The sequence below is a fragment of the Lysinibacillus sphaericus genome (assembly GCF_005217585.1).
Lineage (GTDB): Bacteria > Bacillota > Bacilli > Bacillales_A > Planococcaceae > Lysinibacillus > Lysinibacillus sphaericus.
Window position 1 is genome coordinate 1,172,020 of the sequence record NZ_SZPT01000002.1, and the last position, 19,711, is coordinate 1,191,730.

5 protein-coding genes and 1 pseudogene are annotated in these 19,711 nt (G+C 35.0%); all 6 read right to left on the bottom strand.

The features are described from left to right. Positions 1–16: 16 nt before the first annotated feature. A complete protein-coding gene (locus FC748_RS11325; RefSeq protein ID WP_024361540.1) occupies positions 17–1,339 on the bottom strand; it encodes an MFS transporter in 1,323 nt (440 codons plus the stop codon). Positions 1,340–1,632: 293 nt separating this feature from the next. Next, entirely contained in the window at positions 1,633–2,382 is a 750-nt protein-coding gene (locus tag FC748_RS11330) for a thioesterase II family protein (RefSeq protein WP_108029591.1), read from the bottom strand. Positions 2,383–2,410: 28 nt separating this feature from the next. Next, on the bottom strand, positions 2,411–3,241 hold the full coding sequence (locus tag FC748_RS22200; RefSeq protein ID WP_176723145.1) for a hypothetical protein: 831 nt from the start codon (positions 3,239–3,241) through the stop codon (positions 2,411–2,413). Continuing rightward, complete coding sequence (locus tag FC748_RS11340) at positions 3,238–8,634, bottom strand: non-ribosomal peptide synthetase (RefSeq protein ID WP_167492672.1); 5,397 nt, start codon at positions 8,632–8,634, stop codon at positions 3,238–3,240. Before FC748_RS11340 ends, FC748_RS22200 begins: the two co-directional genes overlap by 4 nt. A 189-nt stretch (positions 8,635–8,823) precedes the next feature. Then, positions 8,824–9,003: pseudogene (locus FC748_RS22565) on the bottom strand (CurL C-terminal domain-containing protein); the annotation flags it as partial. A 16-nt stretch (positions 9,004–9,019) separates the two neighbouring features. Continuing rightward, positions 9,020–19,711: a hybrid non-ribosomal peptide synthetase/type I polyketide synthase gene (locus FC748_RS11345; RefSeq protein ID WP_108029589.1), complete on the bottom strand. Its 10,692-nt coding sequence runs from the start codon at positions 19,709–19,711 to the stop codon at positions 9,020–9,022.

Consider the following 19,711-nt stretch of genomic DNA (forward strand, 5'->3'; position numbering starts at 1 on the left):
TATTAAATTTTTATTATTAAATTGACTGCTCAGTTGGTATTAGCTCAGTATCTTTTTGTTTTTCCATTTCTCGAATACCTTTAGATTTTGAAACAAATAATGCCGTAATTATTAGTCCTACTCCAGAAAGAATGATTAAAAAACCAATTCCCCTTGTTTCACCAGTACCTATAATTTTTCCAACAGAATTTGCTAGAACGCCTCCTTCGACTAACGCTGGGTTAAATACGTAATCGGCCAGAACACCTGCAATAACGTAAGCAACGACGAAACCTATTTGTGATATTAAAGAAATCAGTCCCCATGCTCTACCTTGCTTCTCATTGTCTATCGATTTTCGTATTAAAACATCAATACATGTCGTTGCAAATGGTAATGAAGCAAAGAATAAAAATCCGGAAATAATAATAACTGGGATACTTGTTGTGGCGCCGAATCCTGCCATCGTTATACCAGATACAATGAAACTAACGACCATTACTTTTACAAAATTTCTTTTGATAATTCCTGTACCGATTAAAATACTGGATACCATCATACCGCATGCTACAACTGTCTGAAGTATTCCGGTTGTTTTCTCACTCGCAAATGATAAAATCATAGGTTTTGATAGTACTTGAATAATTCCCATATAGAACATTAAAACGGAAACCAGTACTATAAGAAGCATAACCCCTTTTGATTCAACAATAATTTGCCAGCCTTCTTTTAAATCTTTGAAAAAGTCTAAATCTTTTTTCTCCAAAGGCTTTACCGAAAGCGATTTTCTTACAAAAAGAATTGTTGAAACTGTTACAGCAAGTGTCAAAATATCAATGATGATAATTAATTCCATACTGTAAAATGCTAAAATTAGACCACCAATAATTGGTGAAATCAAAAATTTAGAAGAGGAAGCAATCCCCACCATACCACTTGCCTTTGCATATTCATCCTCTGATAGTAAATCCGTTAGTGTTGCTTTATACGCTGGATCTAATAATGATGCGAAGGCTGAACTAAATCCTACACAAAGACAGATTTGCCATACTTGAATATTTCCTGTATTCATTAGCACTAATAACAAAACGAGTCCCAACCCTGAGACACAATCACCAATAATCATAAGGAGTCTTCTGTCAAATCGATCTGCAAGAACTCCTGCAGCCGGACTGAATAAAATCATGGGAAGTAGCGCTGCCATTTCAACCATAGCAACATCCAATGCGGATTTCGTAAGTTGCCAAACGTATACGCCAAGACCGAAGGCAGTCATACCAGTACCGATATTAGATATCAGCTCCCCCATCCAGATGACCAAGAACTTTTTAAATCCTGCATCTGTCTTTACGTCATTCATAATTCGAATCCTCCTTCGTTTAAAAATTTACTCCAATATTATTTTACAATTTTATCCGTTAAATAACACATATATATTTGAATTTTTTTTATTTTTTTCCATAATCTAATACCTTTTTATATGTAAAAACAGCTTCAAATATCGGTTTCTCATTTTCAAGTATTATTGTTATGCAAGCAGTCCTCTTTTTATTTCCGTAAAACACGCTCTTTCCGTCTGCGACACTCTGTTTATAAAAGTTGCACCATTCAATTCCCAGATCTAAGAATCCATAGACCTGGGAAGAACAGTAACTACCTCACTTTAACTTCTAAGTTAAGAAACTGATTGATGAACGTGACAACTTCCTTTTCCATATTATGAATAAACATATGCTCTGCATTTTCAATAGAAGTTACATTTAAATCTTGAACAAGATAATCATCCCACATGATCGCTGAACGAATATTCTCTGATTTATCATTTTCTCCCCATAACAAATGTGTTTCGATATCAATTTTTTTGTATGGCGCTTTTGCTGAGGATTCTAAAATGCCATAATCAGCGCGAAATATTGGAAGCATAATATTCATTAACTCTTTGTCTTTTAATACAGCCTCTGGCATACCACCATAAACCTGTATTTGCTTTATCAAGTCCTCATTACTCAACTTGCTATATTGTTTATTTGCAAAACTGGATGGTGCAACAGATGCAGATAATATTAATGTTTTTGGAAGAATTTTTTCTTGATTTTGAAACATTCTTTCTAACAAAAAATATGAAACTACGCCACCCATGCTATGCCCCAAAAATACGCTTCCTGGGCGAATAATCTTTGATATCTCCTGATAATATAGCGAAATCAGTTCATGAATATCACTAATTAGTTCGAGTTGAGAACCAAAATGTCCAGGAGGATTCGCCACCCATATTTCAACATCCTCCGGCATTGCACGCACAATTTCATTGAATGAGTTGACATAGCCCCCTAGATAAGGAAAACAAATTAACTGCCCCTTACTACCTTCTTTGGATTTGAAAAATGTTTTTAGCTCCATCATGATATTTCTCCTATTTTTCAACTAAAAATTATGCTCCAATCCCAACATACTCGGGTAATACTTGAAGCTTTTGTTCAATATTTCTCTTCTTCGTAAGGAAATGCATAATAACAACAGAAATTGCGAAAAATGCAATCTGTAATAATTGAACTTGTGCATTAAAGTAATATAACTCCAGTCTCGCACCTGATGAAATGAGCCAGAATAATAAAACGTAAAATAGTAGATTTCCGTTTGTCGCATTAAACATATAACTAATAAATATAAGGAATAACATTAATTGAATAACGTACAATGGGAAGATAGCTGCCAATTCAAATGATGTAATTACATAACCCGGTAATACATAGATGCCGAATATAAGACCTGTTATTACACCCGCTTTTATATTACTGTTATATTTTTTCTGAAGATACGGCATTAAAAACCCGATCCAGCCAAGTACTCCACCAAGAATTCCTGCTTCTTCAAACAGATTTTTAACTACTTCTATGACCATTTGCTTAAAAGTTAATGTCATCTCTGGTACTTCAAAACCAACAGCAATGGAACCATAATGAATACTACCTACATAAAGAAGAAACAAACCGATAATGATTGGAAACCATATCAAATCTTTTTTTCTAGGAATAAATTTAGAAAATAGATTTTTGATCGCTTCAAAGCCGCCCATTAACCAATAAACAAATAAACCTGCAATGGATGGCGAATACAAAGCGATCATAACAATCGGGTTCGTAAAGGACGTTTCACCAAAAAGTTTTGTAAAAAAATCATTAAAAATCATAGATGCTGATGCAAGCCCCCAACATAAGCCAAATGTAATAATTAAATAAATCGTTAAATATTTATTTTTCATTGTGATACCCTCCCTTGTTCGCTTCTTTTTTCTACAATAGTTCTAAATTTTTTCTCATCAATTCCAATAACATCTTCAATTTCAATGTAAAGGTGGTCACTATCATAATTTAATGTTACAGACATACGGGCAAGGCTGTTTTCAGTATTGTTATGACTAAATGCTTGTTTCTCCTCCGCTTTAACAAATCCTTGGAAATTATAGAGGATGAAATTACAGTACTGTTTATCATTGAAATAGTATTTTCTAAGGAGTTGATTTAATTTTGGATAGTCCTTACTAAATCGTTCTTCCCCAAGTAATGCGAGATAATTGATGGAATGATCTTTACAAAGTTGAATGGCCGTTTCAACCGATGTTCTATTTCCTTTTTCACTAATAATCGGTACAATATCTAAAAACTCGCCTACGCTATTATAAAAATCCTTCCCCTGATAACTTCTTGCATACTCCAGCACTGCAAAGGGAATGACTTCTGTATTTGTGTAATCTCTTAAAATATCAGATACAAAATCGAATGCATACCACCAAATATCTAAATGCTTTTTATCTGATAAAGGAATGATAATTTCTATATTATTTCGCAAGGCTGTATTACGCTTTGGTTGTGCCATTACCTTACGGTTATTTTCACTCCACTTCACCAAATTAAATTTTTCAATTAGCTCCTTCTCACTAATCCCTAATGGCCCTTCGTTTAGCACATCAACATACTCTTTAAAACTTCGAATAGTATTTTCCATGCTCGTTGTACCTTTTAACCCCTGTTCAATCTGAGTTTTGATAATCTCGGCACTCATACCATCGAATATCAAATGATCGGCACCCCAGATAATGAGATGTCTCGTATCACTTTCTTTTAGTACACACATTCGCCATAGTAGTTCATTATTTGAGTAGGTTCTTAAAAGTATTTCTTCACTAAGCTTATTGATGATAGTTGTTTTTACACTCTCGGTATACATAGATATATCTACATATGTAAGATAATTACTCATAATGGTTTCTAATTTGAGTACTTCATGTTCACACCATTTCTTTTCGCCATCGGTTTCTACCAATGAACAACGCAGCAACTGATTGTTACTTATTACGTCTGCAATAGTATTCTTTATTCTATTTTTCGAAATTTTTCCATCGAAATGGCTTATAAATCCACTATAGTTCGACCCCTTTGACATATGACCTTTCTGAATTGGGGAAAGAGAAAACGCCATTCTCGTATCAGATGCAGTAATAATGTCAGAGAGACCTTCAATACGTGCAATAACATTCTTTACGAGACTAGTAATTTGTTTCGCATTTAATTCTATATCTTTGCTTGTCCTTATTTTATCAATCATAGGCGGCGATACTTCCGCAAGCGGTTCTATGGATGCAGCAATTTTTTCTGCTGTCTGGTACTGGAAAATTTCATTAATTTTGAGGTCCACACCTTTGTTAGACAATGCCTTCACTAAAGCAATGGCTTTAATTGATTGACCACCGAAATGAAAGAAGTTGTCTTTCAATCCAAATTCCTTAACATCCAGTATCATCTGCATTGTTTTCAGAATCGTTTTTTCTAAAGTTGTTCTTGGCTCATCCTGCACCATCACTTTTTGAGAATATGGTTCTGCGTTTACAAGCGCTTTTCGATCAACTTTTCCGCTAAAGTTGAGAGGAAATTCTTTTAAGACCACAAATTTAGATGGAATCATATATTCAGGTAATCTATTATTTAAATGATTGCGCACATACTCTCCATCATATTTTTCTATATGATGATTTTCATTCACCGTATAGTAAGCCGTCATATATAGCGTGTCTAGATGATCCCTTTCGGCAGTAACAATGACATTTTTTATTCCATCGATATTTTTTATATGTCGCTCAACTTCACCAAGCTCGACTCTGAATCCTCTTAGTTTTATCTGAAAATCTTTGCGACCTAAAAATACAAGTTGGCCTCTGCTGTTCCACATCACTTTATCACCAGTACAGTACACTCTTTTACCGCCTACTGCATCAAGGGTAATAAATTTTTCATTTGTAAGGTCTTCTCTATTTAGATACCCTACTCCTACCCCATCTCCACCTAAACATAATTCACCTGCAACGTTCATCGGTACCAACTGTTTCTTTTCGTCCACAACATAAACTGTTGTATTCGATATTGGAATACCAATAGGAATAATGGAAACATCCTCTATATCATCTATCGGGTAATATGTTGCAAATACTGCCGATTCGCTTGGACCATAGGCATTAATAAGCTTCCCCTTGCCAATTTGATTTACTGTTTGTTGCGCATGTGTGAGCGAAATCTGCTCTCCCGCTACAATGATTTTACGTACATTCTTCAAAAATTCGACCTTTCCGTCAACTAACATATGGAATAAAGCGGTTGAAATACAAAAAACACTAATTTCTTTCTTCTCTATAAATTCCGCTAGCAAAGGAATATCAAGGGAGGTCTCTCTTGGAATAATGACAAGATTGGCACCATTCAGTAAAGCGCCATAAATATCAAATACAGAACAGTCAAATACATAATTAGATATCTGCATAATTCGGTCATTTTCGTTAATATCGATATAGTTCGTATTCTTCACGACACGCACGACATTTTTATGCTTAATTAATGTTCCTTTCGGTTTTCCTGTAGAACCGGACGTATAGATAACATAAATCAGATCATCACTATTGAAATATTGCGATGTATAGGTGGATTCTATGCCCATATCTTGTTCTCGATTGAGTGTATTTTCATCTTTATCGATTAGGAATTTTTCAATATTTACACTTATTTTTTCTTCCAAAGAATAATCTGTAACGATTACTTTGCTGTGACAATCCTCTAGAATATAATCAATTCTCTCTTGAGGAAATTTAGGATCAATCGGCACATAGACAGCGCCAAGTTTCATAATGCCCAACATACTGACAATTTGCATATAACCGCGGTCTAAAAGTATGGCCACCTTATCTTGGTATCCAACATTTCTATCTTTAAGTTTTTCAGCTAACTGATTTGCCATATTATTTAACTGTTTGTAAGAAATTTTATCTTCCAACCATTCAATAGCAATAGCATTTGGCGTATCTCTAGCATAGTCTTCAAAAATAGTTAACACTGTTTTATGTGTTGGATAATCCGTAGTCGTTTGATTTACTGTTTCAATAAGCCAGTTCCGCTCTTCCACAGTCATCATATCAATATCTTTAAGCTTTACGTTTACATCCTTAAGCATTTGCGAAATGATATAAATAAGTCGCTCGCCCATGACACGAATCGTATCTTCTTTATACAATGCTTTTGAATAGTCAATATCCATATAAAATTGCTGATTCTTTTCTTCTAATGTAAAACTAATATCAAATTTCACATTAATTTCGTTATTTTCATATGGTGTTAAGGAAAGTCCTTCAATATTGACCTCATCCGTACCAATATTTATATAATTAAACAAAATATCAAATAACGGATTTCTAGATACACTCTTTGGTATACCAAGTTCCTCCACTAGCAATTCAAACTGACAATCTTGATTATCATAAGATTTGACTAGCTTATTTTTTGTATACTGAAGAAATTCTTCTAGTGGTATATCTTCATCGAGCTCACTTTTAATAGCCAAAGTATTAACAAACATACCTACAATCGATTCTAATTTTGCATGGTTTCTGCCTGAAATAACTGTACCAATGACAATATCTTTTTGGTTTGTATATTTCCAGAGCATGATATTAAGGGCTGCCATAATAAACATGTATGGTGTGATTCCATGCTTCTTAGTGAAAGCAAGAATTCCTTGATTTATATCATGTTCAAAAGAATAGTGAATTTTACCGCCTTCATAGCTTATAAACTCTGGTCTGTCATAATCGGTATACAAATCTAGTACTGGAACACCTTCTTTAAATTCATTTTTCCAATAGTCCAGTTGCTTTTGCACTTTTCCGCTGTTGTAAAAATCGTTTTGCCATTTAGCAAAATCTTTATATTGAATCTCTAAATCTGGAAGCTCCTCACCCTGATACATACAGCCGATTTCTTTTAGCAGGATATCTAAAGAACTCTGGTCCGAAATAATATGATGCATATCCAGAACCATGACATGTTCTTCCTCATTTAAGCTAATAAAAGTTACGCGCAATAATGGTGCTTTTTCAAGGTTAAATGGCTTTAAATTTGCTGTTATTGCTTCTTCTAACCGCTCTTTTTCAGACGTTTGAAACTTTACTTTGAAATCGACATTGTCTTCAATAATTTGAACTATTTCACCATCGACCATGTCGAACCGAGTTTTGAATGCCTCATGTCTTTCGACCACTTTAGAAAAGCATTGTTGGATTTTAGTATGCTCTAATCTTCCTTTGACATGATAGACGGCTGCAAAATTATACGGGATTGCATCCTCCACCAATTCGTTCATTATGTACATTCTCTTTTGTGCAGAGGATGCTTCATAATATTTCTGAACGCCCAGCTTTTCAATTACATCTACTGATTTTTGATCTAAATGCGCATCTATATATTGTTCCATTTTGCCAAATGTTGAATGAATAAATACGTCAGACACTGGAAACTCAATTTTTAATGTTTCCTTGATTTTCGAAGAAAGCATAATTGCATTCAGTGAATCTCCACCCATTTCAAAGAAATCACTCGTTTTCTGAATATCTGTTACACCAATTACTTCTTCCCAAAGCTTCCTTAATACAACAGCAGGGTCGAGTTGCTCCATTTCAACTTTTTCTATAGTAGAATGTATTGAATTATTACTTGGTAAAGGATTTATGGAATTCACTACGTCACTATCATATTCTTTTTTATCGAAGACATATGTTGGTAGTGCAACTCTTTTTAACGAAGAAGTAGTAGCAGCACTGATTATATCCCAATCAATTTTCAGCCCTCTACACCATAGGTCCCCGATAAGGCGGTAAACATTATTGATAAAGCTATCACTCGAATTTTCTATCAGATTCAAGACATTTTCAGCTTCAACATTTGTCATACATCGTTTTGTAATCGAATTTTCTAAATCACTACTGCCAAGTTTTATGACAAGTGCATCTTCAATATGTTGTTTAGCTTTTATACCAGGCTTTTTTATTAACGGAATTTGTTTTTTTCTTAAATCATATTTTTCATAAATGGCTTCATACGTAGCAAGTTGTCCATATGTTTGAATTATGCTAATTGCATCCCTCAAGGTCACTGCACCTGCGCAAACCATAGATACAAGTTCAGCAATCCCTTCCCCAACTAATGCGGATGGTTGAACGCCAAGCTCCCTTAGCATCTGGACACATGCATATCCACCTAGCAATGCTCTATAACACTTGACCTCATTATCATCATTTTCAATGTTTCTTACTTTTTCTGCAGTTTGCTGTGGTAACATTTTTAATAGCTGCTCTACTGTACGTTCATAACCTTTTAATAGGGGATAGAGACCTTCTACCGTCCCGCTTTTTCTCCATAAAATATTAACATCTTGTACACCAGGTAATATCAATACAAGGTTTCGTTTCCTTTTCCCATTGTTACTGCAGACATGGAAAGTACTACTTTCCATGTCTTTTCTGCTCGTAACAAACACTTTTCTATGTTCTAATGCTCTTCTCCCTTTTTGAAGGGTCCAGGAGGCATCTGCTAAATCAATATGATGGAGTTCCTTTAAATAACTCATCACTTGCGCAGAGGTATTATTCAAAGCCTCCCAACTCTTTGCAGAGAAAGGTAAAATGTATGAAATATTGTCTCTTTGCATGTTGTTCCATACCTCCTTACTTTGGCGCTTCTTCTAAAACAATATGTGCATTCGTTCCACCGATGCCAAAAGAGCTGACTGCTGCTTTTAGTTTCCCATGAGTTGTTTCTAGCTTCTTCGCCTCAGTATTGAAATAAAATGGACTGTTGTTTAGATCTAGTTTTTCATTAGGCTGATTAAAATTAATCAATGGTGGTACTACTTTTTTATCAAGCACTAAAACTGTTTTTATAAATCCTGCCACTCCTGCTGCTGCATCAAGATGACCGATGTTTGCTTTTACCGCTCCAATGGCACAGTAATTTTTTTTATTCGTTCCCCACGCCTGTTTTAAAGCTTCTATTTCAATTGGATCTCCTAAAGAAGTTCCCGTGCCATGTGCTTCTACAAAACTAATCTCCTCTGGTTTAATACCAGCGTTGCCTAAGGCAGATTTAATAACATCTGTTTGGCCTTTAATACTTGGTGCCGTATAGCCAATCTTGTCAATACCATCATTGTTAACTGCAGAGCCTTTAATGACTGCATATATATGATCGTTGTCATTTAAAGCTTTTTTCAAAGGTTTTAACAATACGACGCCGCATCCGTTCCCAGAAACCGTACCTGATGAATCATCAGAGAAAGGTCGACAATGGCCATCTTTTGAAAAGATCATACCTTCATGCCATAGATAGCCTTCTTTTCGAGGATAGGAAATACTTACTCCACCTGCGATTGCCATATCCGCCTCTCCATTTATAACAATCTGTGCTGCTTGATGGATTGCAACAAGAGACGTAGAACATGCCGTCTGAATGTTCATATTAGGACCTTTTAAATTCAACTTGTAGGCAATTCTAGTTGTCAGAAAATCCTTCTCATTGTATGTGATTGCTTCGAATGCATCGATGATATCATTCTGGTTGTTCCCAAACTTTGACATCCATAACAGATTGGAACCACTTCCAGCGTACATAGCAATTTTTCCGTCATAGTCGAATGAATTGTATCCCGCATTTTCCAATAGTTCATACGTACATTGATGCAATAAACGTATTTGAGGGTCCATCATGCTCGCTTCTTTATCCGAATAGTCAAATAGTTTTGCGTCAAAATATTCTACATCCTTTAAGAAGCCTTTTGCCCTTACATAATTCTCTTTCTCAAATACTTCTTTAGGAATGCCACTTTGTAAAAGATCGTCATCATTAAAGAAATGAATACTCTCCTTGCCATTGACAATATTCTGCCAGAATGAATGAATGTTTTCTGCGTCTGGGAATCGACATGCCATACCGATTACAGCTACATCATCATTACGAATTCCCTCGGTATTCACAGCTTCAGTTGAATCCTCGAAGGCTTCATCAAATCCGTCGTCATCAAAATAATCTTGATCAAATGATGGTTCCTCGGCAGTCGTCTCGTTTTGGCTACCATTCTTACCACTTTCCTGTGATAATTCTTGAACTAAACCATCTATGGTCGGATATTCAAAAAGCTTCATTACTGGAATCGTTAGCCCTAACTCACTATTAATCTTGTTATTGACCATCATTAATGTTAATGAAGTCCCTCCTACATCAAAGAAGTTATCATAGACACCAATATGGTCTTTTTGTAAAATCTCTTTCCAAATTTTCAGTATTTCACTTTCAAGTACTGATTTTGGTGGCATATTAACCTCAAGTACTTTCTTTTCCTCTAAGGTTGCTAATGCATTTTTGTTAATCTTTCCATTTGGAAGAACAGGCATGTTATCTAATTGCATATATTCAGTAGGTACCATATAATTTGGCAATTTTGACTGTAACCAGTTCTTTAGCCATAGTGAATCTTTTCTTGCTGCACTAGGCGCATCATCCTTTAGGCAATAATATAATGTCAAATTTTTGTTATAATCTGCATCTTCATTTGCCTTTACTACAACTATGTTGACATTTGAATGTTCTAAAGCAGCTTTTTCAATTTCACCAAGCTCAATTCGATACCCTCTGATTTTAATCTGATTATCTAATCTACCAGAAATTTCGATTTCACCATTAGCATGCATTCTCCCTCTATCACCCGTTTTGTAAACTTTAATACCAGGTAAATCTTCTACTAAAGTGAATTTTTTATCTGTTTCTAGTTTATCGTTGTAATAGCCCCTTGCAAGGCCTTCTCCTGCAATACATATTTCTCCATAAACACCATACGGTTGTAACTGTTGTTCTTCATTCAAAATAAAAATTTGTGTATTGGCAATTGGCTTACCGATACTTATATAATCTGAATGTGTAAGATCTTTTGTAGTTGACCATATAGTAGTTTCAGATGGTCCATACATGTTATAGATACTTGCTAGAGATTTTGACCTTATATCTTGAAGTAGTTGAATTGGGAAATTCTCTCCACCACTTAAAATACATGTCAACTGTGATAATGCCGGTGCAAACGCAGGATTATCGACAAATGTTTTAATTCTTGATACCGTACTTAAAATATGCGTAACCCCATATTTTATAATTTTTTGTGCAGCTAAAGTTGAATCTAGCTGTTCGATTTCATCTGCCATATATATAGAATGACCTGTGCACATTGGTACAATGGATTCAAATGCAAAAATGTCAAATGATAATGTCGTTAAGCAAATGACTCTATCCTCTTCATTTCTAAAAATCCTTCTATTGACAATATCGTATATAAAATTAATGACAGAGGCATGATTGACCATAACGCCTTTTGGTTTTCCTGTTGATCCAGAAGTAAATATCGTATAGGCTAGTGAATTTACGGTGCAGGTAACTTCAGGATTTTTAATATTTTGTTCGTTTGCTTCTAATGCCCTACAGTCTATAGAGACCCCGTTATAATCGACTGTTCCGACATGATCTCTATCTACTAACAATGCCTTTGGTTTGCTTAATTGCATCATATGGTCAATTCGCTCTTTTGGATAATTATGATCAATCGGAACATAGGCAGCCCCTGCTTTTAAAATGCCAAGCATACCAGCTAACATATTTTCATTCCTTGTTGTCATAAGTCCAACTAAATCTTCGTGTGCGACATGTAAGGATAGTAACTTGTGGGCAATTATATTGGCTTTTTTATTCAATTCTCGGTATGTCCAGACTGTACCATCTGAAGTAATCAATGCTGTTTTATCTGGATGTTTATCGACATTTCTTTCAAACATTTTGTGAAGTGTTACTTGTTCTGCTAGATCAAGCTTGGTCTCTTCTAATTGTCTTAAGATGTTGTCTTTATCTATAGAAGAAACTACATTCATTTTGCCAATTAGCGTTTCGCTATCCTTTAAGATACTTTCAAGAATTGTCTTGTAATTACTTTGCATTCTCTCCATCGTATCCTCGTTAAATAAATCAGTTGAAAAGTCAATAAAACAGTCAATTTCTTTATTCTTGCTCTGTTGTTGACATGTTAGAACTAAATCATAAGCAGAAGTTTGCGTATCAAATTGGAATGGACTAATTTTTATGCCATCAATATTCAAATCGTGAGTCTCCATGTTTTGGAAATCAAAACAAACATCAAACAGTGCGTTGCGGTTTAGTGTCCGCTTAATATCCAGTTGCTCAATCAAATCATCGAATTGATATTCTTGATTTTTTAATGCTTGAATGGTATTTTCTTTCACTTCATGGAAGAAATCGATAAACTTTTTCTTTGCCATTGGCTTGTTTCTTATCGCAAGCATATTAACAAACATACCCATGATATCCTTGACTTCATCTGTTGTACGTCCTGCTACTGGTGAACCAATCACGATGTCTTCCTGTCCAGAATATCTTTGAAGCAATACATACCAAGCACTTAGTAACGTCATATACATCGTGGCACTATTTTTTTGTGCAAACTTTTCCAATCTCTCCGCCATTTCACTTTCAATAGAAAAATGAATTCTTTTTCCTGCGAAAGTTTTGATTGCAGGTCTTTCCTTATCAATCGGAAGCTCCAATACAGGAATCCCATCTTTAAACATCTCAGTCCAATATTTTTTAGATTCTTGTATTTTTTCAGATGCTAGATACTGATTTTGCCATTCTGCAAAATCTTTATAGTGCACAGTTAATGGTGGCAACGAAGAAACATATAAATCATTAAAATCTTTTGTTAAAATTTCAACAGATGTTCCGTCTGCAATAATATGGTGTACATCGAATAGTAGTATGGATTTTACATCTGAAACTGTCACTAATTTCAGTCTACATAAAGGCGCTTTCGATAAATCAAAAGGTCTTATGAAGTCGTCAATTAAATCTTTTATTTGATCATCATTGTCTATCAATTGTTCTGTAAAAGTTAATTCCATATCTACATGGTCTTCAATCAGCTGGACAACTTTATTATCTTTAATGTCAAAGGATGTTCTTAATATTTCATGTCGCATCAATAGTTTTTCAGCAACTTGTCGCACCTTTTCCTCACTTAATTTTCCTTCTATTATTGTGGCTGAAGGAAGATTATAGGCGGTACTTGTTTTATCCAGCAAATGCAAACTATACATACGCTTTTGCGCTGAAGAAGTATTATAATAAGCAGCTTTTTTTAATGGGACTATTTTATTTTTATTTACAGAATGTCCATTCAAACTAGCGATATAGGCATTCATTTTCTTTGGTGTCGTATGTTTAAATATTTCAGTAACAGCTATTTTTATACCTGTTTTACTCTCTATCACATTAGAAAGGCTTACCGCTTTTAATGAATCTCCGCCTAATTCAAAGAAATCCTGATTTTCTGTGATATTTTCAAATCCTAGTACGGATTTATAAGATTCAATAATGCATTCCTCTAAAGAATCCTTGCTTTCAATTGTTGCCGTAACTTGCTCTGAAGCTTCGAGTACTTTTTGTATTTCCGGATTACTTCTCAATGTATTTCCTTCTTGAGCTATTGTAATCGTAATAGGGTATCGTTTTTTCTCGAAATGATAGACTGGTAGCGACACTCTATTGCGGACGTTACTGCCCATAAATTTCTGCCAATTTAGTTTTATTCCAGCACTCCAAGCAAGTCCAAGTTTTGCATAAACATATTCCAAATCATGTTCTTTTTCTATTGCGTGCCGTAAAATATTTAGGAATATTTGCCCTTCTTTTCTCTCTTTATGCTGTAATGCAAAGGTACATAAAGATCTTCCTCCACCTATCTCGATAAAGGCTGCATGCTCATCTTGTAAGATTAATGCTAGGTTTTTATCAAATTGTACTGGGTTTATAATATGTTCTGCCCAATATGTTGGCGTGCACATTTCATTTTCCTTCACCCATTCACCAGTGACATTTGAAACAATCGGAATGGATGGATTGTTAAATTGAAATGCTTTGAGATATTCGCTGAACTCCGTTGCGGCATCCTGCATCATATAGGTATGGAATGCATGTGAGGTTTTAAGTATTGTCGCACCAATGCCTTTTTCTGACATTATTTTCTCAAATGCCTCTATTTTTTCTTTCGTTCCACCTACGACACAACGATCCGAAGTATTATTTAATGCTAACGATACGCCATCAATTAGCATTTCTTTCACTTCGTCTACACCTTTCATTACAGCAAGCATGACACCTGACTTCTGCTTCTGCATAATATCTCCACGGGCTCTGACAATTTTTACGGCATCAGCAAGACTCCATACGCCTGCAACTGCTGCGGCTGTTACTTCACCAATACTGTGTCCGATAAACGCCTTTGGCATTATCCCTACATCTATCAGTATTTTGGCAAGTGAAAATTCCGTAACAAACAATGCAAATTGACTATATTTTGTCTGATTAACGAGAGAGGAATCTGCATTGCCATAGATAATATCAAAGAATTCATGTTGTTCTTCTTCATTGAGATAGCCGAATATTTCATCAACATACTGACGGTAACGTTTACCTATAAAGCTGTCTGTTGCGTAATATAACTCTCTTCCGATTCCTTGATATTGGCTGCCCTGTCCTGAAAACATAAAGTAAACATGCTTACCTTCGTCAGCTTTTTTACATTCACTGTCAAGAATATCTTCTATAAATTCATCGACATTTATATCCTTTCCAAGATGCTCATTCACTACAATAGCTTTTCTATATTTGAAATGCTTTCTGCCCGCCATCAATGTCCAAGCAGCATCGGAACGGTTTATACTTTGATCTGACGCAACATACTTTAGCGTTGATTTTATATTTTCAATTAATGCATTTTTTGTTTTTGCTGAAAACAGGAACAGATTTGTTTTTTCTTCCTTACTGCTGTTTTTTACAGTTGGTGCTTCCTCCAATACCATATGTGCATTCGTTCCACCAACACCAAATGAATTAATGCCAGCTCTAAGAGGGAGATTGTTGTTATTTTTCCATTCCATACCATTACTTTGTACAATAAATGGTGTCTCATCAAAATTAATCTTTGGATTAGGATTTTTATAATTTACTGTCCCAGGTATAAATCGATTCTTTAAGCTTAATGCAACTTTTATCAATCCTGTTACACCTGCTGCCGTATCAGTATGGCCGATATTGCCTTTTACAGAACCTAATAAACTGTATCTCTTTTTATCTGTGGCAAATGCTTTTGTTAACGATTCAACCTCAATCGGATCGCCTAATATAGTACCTGTCCCATGTGCTTCAATATAGCCGACCGTTTCGGGATCGATTTCTGCTCGTTTATAAGCTTCCCTTATTACCTCCGCCTGCCCATCTACACTTGGCGCAGTAAAACCTGCCTTTTGACTGCCATCATTATTAATAGCAGAGCCTTTAATAACTGCATAAATATGATCTCCCGCTTCCAGTGCCTCATCTAGTCTCTTTAATACAACAATTCCCATTCCATTTGAAAATATTGTACCGCTAGCTTCTGCATCAAATGGACGACAGTGCCCATCAGATGAAAACATCATCCCATCTTGATACATATAACCACCATCATTTGGAAGTTCAACAGTAACACCGCCAGCAATAGCTATATCACATTCTCCTAACATGAGAGATTGACATGCTAGATGTGTCGTAACGAGGGTCGTTGAGCATCCAGTAAGTGATGAGAACACAGGCCCTTTAATATTAAATTTGTAAGCTAACCTTGTTGCAAGAAAATGATTCGTACTCATTGTAAATGCTTGATACATATCACTGTAATTGTCATTATTGCCCAATGCTTCGTTATACCATTGGAAATCATCTGAACCACCGATGAAGATGCCCATCTTATCTTCTGTCGATTCTGGATAATATCCCGCATCCTCCAAGGCCTCCCATGTTCCTTTGTACAAAAGCCTTAACTGCGGCGACATAAGATTTACTTCGCTCGGTGTATATTCGAAAAATTCTGAATCGAAGTATTCAATGTCATCTACACGACCTTTAGCCTTTACATAATTCCTGTTGTGAATCGTTTCTTCACTAATGCCAAGGTTGCGAAGTTCTTCATCATTATAAAAATGAATACTCTCTTTTTCATGTTTCAAGTTATGCCAAAAATCCTTAATATTATCGGCACCTGGAACGTCAATTGCCATTCCAATAATGGCAATATCAGAATAGACTGATTTTTTCTTTCTCTTGAAAAAATTCTTTCTGTCCTGAATTTCTACCTTTTCGTTTTTCATCATTTGCTCAGATAATAGACGTATCGTTGGGAATTGATATAAAACAGTAATAGAAAATTCCATATCAAGTACTTGCTTTAATCTGCTATGTACTAGAATCGCAGCCATGGAATGCCCACCGATTTCAAAGAAATTATCTTCTATTCCTACATGATCAATTTCTAATACCTCTTTCCAAATACGAGCAATAATTGTCTCTAATTCAGATTCTGGTACTTGATTAATTGTCGTAGTGTGATGATTATAGGTAGTATCTGCAATAAGTATTTTCCGGTCTATTTTCCCACTACTATTAATCGGCATTTTCTCCCTATGAACAAAGAATGCTGGAATCATATAGTCTGGTACATAATGACTTAAAAATGCTCTTAACTCAGCTACAGGCACTTGTTGTGGAGCAACATAATAAGCACATAGTACAGGTAAATGGTTGGAAGATTGCTTCGTAACTACTACACCTTCTAAAATGCCATCAAACTGAACCATTGCATTTTCAATTTCTCCCAGTTCAATCCGTAATCCGCTAATTTTAACTTGGTGATCCATTCTCCCCATAAATTCGATATTGCCGTCAGGAAGCCATCTCGCCAAATCACCTGTTTTATACATCTTCTTAAACCAAACGGGATCTTTTCTTTCATCATAGAATGGATTTTCACAAAATTTTTCATTTGTAAGTTCTTCTTTATTGAGATAACCTCGGGCCAATCCTACTCCACTTAAACATAACTCACCAGGTACACCTACCACCTGAAGTTGATTATTTTCGTCAATAACATACCATCTAATTTCATTTAACGGATGTCCAATCGATACATTCGAAACACGCTCGCATTTTTGAATAGAATGGTGTGAAGCCCACATTGTACATTCTGTCGGACCATAAACATTTTCAAGATTTACAGCTAGTTTCATGTCAAAAAATTTATCAATTATATCAGCAGTTAATGCCTCTCCTCCAACAAAAATCCATCGTAAGGAGTGTAACTTTTCTTTATTATTTTTTTCATTCAACAGTTCTAAAAATACCTTGAGCATGTTTGGTACAAAGTTTATATGGGTTACATGATAGCGATCTATAAATTCTAAGATAAGTTCTGGATTTTTCTCGCCATCATGTTCTAAAATACACAGAGCACCTTTTCCCATAAACCAGCCATACAGTTCCGTTCCCGAAATATCGAATGAAAAAGGCGTTTTATATAGATAAACATCGCCTTCTTGAACAGGGAAACGTCTTTCCAAATCCATAATTGTATTGACTACACTATGGTTTTCAATCATTACCCCTTTTGGCTCCCCAGTCGAACCTGAAGTATACTCAATGTAGGCCAAGTCAAAAGGATTTAATACAATATCAAGATTGCTATCATCCCCGCTGTATGTTTCATTATCATCAACAAAAATAATTTGTTTATCCTGACAAAAATCATATTGCAAGTCTTTCGATGTAATTAAAATATTGATATCGGCATCGTTAAAAATATAATTTTTTCGATTTTCAGGATAATAATTTTCGATTGGTACATAAGCACAGCCAGCTTTCAAAATTCCTAATATAGTAAGAACCATTTCTTTAGAACGTTTTAACTGTACGCCAATTACTTCATTCTCTTTTTTCTTGTGTTGCAATATTTTTCTTGCTATCTGATTCGCTTTTTTATTGACTTCTTCATAGCTCATGCTGCCATTATCAAAAAGAAGTGCTGTATGTTCTTTATACGTGCCAACTCGCTCATGGAAAATATCTATAATGTGCATTGGTTTATAATCGAAGAATGCACTCTGATTGAAAGTATTCAAAATATGCACTTTTTCATCTTCCAAAAATAAGTCGATATCTTTCACTAGTACATCCGTATGCGCTGTTACAGTTTCTAACAGTTTAATAAAACGTCTTCCTAGCATTTCGATCATTTCTTCTGCATAGATATCAGACTTGTACTGAATCTTAATCATGTCACCATCAGGCATTTCAGCAAGAATTACCATCATATTTCCAGGGAACATCGTATTGTCCATTTCAAATGTGTCACATTCTACGCCTTCCCATGTCGGTTTACTATATTTGTCATAGACGAAGGTAATATCGAAGATTGACTGAATCCCTGTATAGATACTAGATTCCGTTTCACGGGCAATTAAATTGTTGGGATATCCGATATTTTTATATGCTCCAATCATTTCCTCATACATTGCCTCAATAACATCTTTAAATGGTTTATGATTGTCGATTGTTACACTTAATGGCAATGTATAAATAAAGCATCCTATCGTTTCTTCAAAGTCGAATCCCGGTCTATTTGTGAATGGACTGGAAACTACTACATTCTTTTCATTGCAGCATTTTCCCATCAATGCACTAAATGCCGCTAAACAGAAAATAAACGGTGTCACTTCTTCTTTTTGAGATGCTTTCTTTATACTGTTCATTAAATCCTTAGAAATTCGATAAGACTTCTCTTTCCCTATCCCGTTATGATGAGCATTCGAGAAGTCCTTTGGAAAGTTCAAAGCATTTGCATCTTTTACTTTTTCTCGCCAATATTCCTTTTGTTTTTCATAGCTACCATTCGCCAGTTTTTTATTTTCGCTTTCAACAAAATTTAAAAATCCGCAGTCTTCTTTTAATTCAATTACTTCACCATTTAGCGAATTGGAATAATAGGTAAATAGTTTTTTGATAAAAATATCAAGTGACACTCCGTCAGCAATAATATGATGAAGATTCAGTACTAGAATAAATACATTATTATCCTCTTTAATTAAGGACACTCTAAAAAGTGGTGCCTTTGATAAATTAAACTCATAGCCAACCTCTTCGTTAACTATTTCATCTATTCTCTTATTATGATGTTCCTTGGAAACATCATAATAATGAACAGCAGCATCTACTTCTTCATTAATTACCATGGACAGACTGCCATCTAGTAATTCAATATGACTGCGCAGTGCTGCTTGTTCATTCACCAACATTTGTAATGCCTTTTCGAACTTTACAATATCTATTTCATTCTTTATTTTTATTGCCGCTGAGATATTATAATTATTTTTTTCTCCTGTTTGGCATTCAAAATAGATTCCCTTTTGGATCTCTGATAATTCAATCTTTTTTTTCAGCAT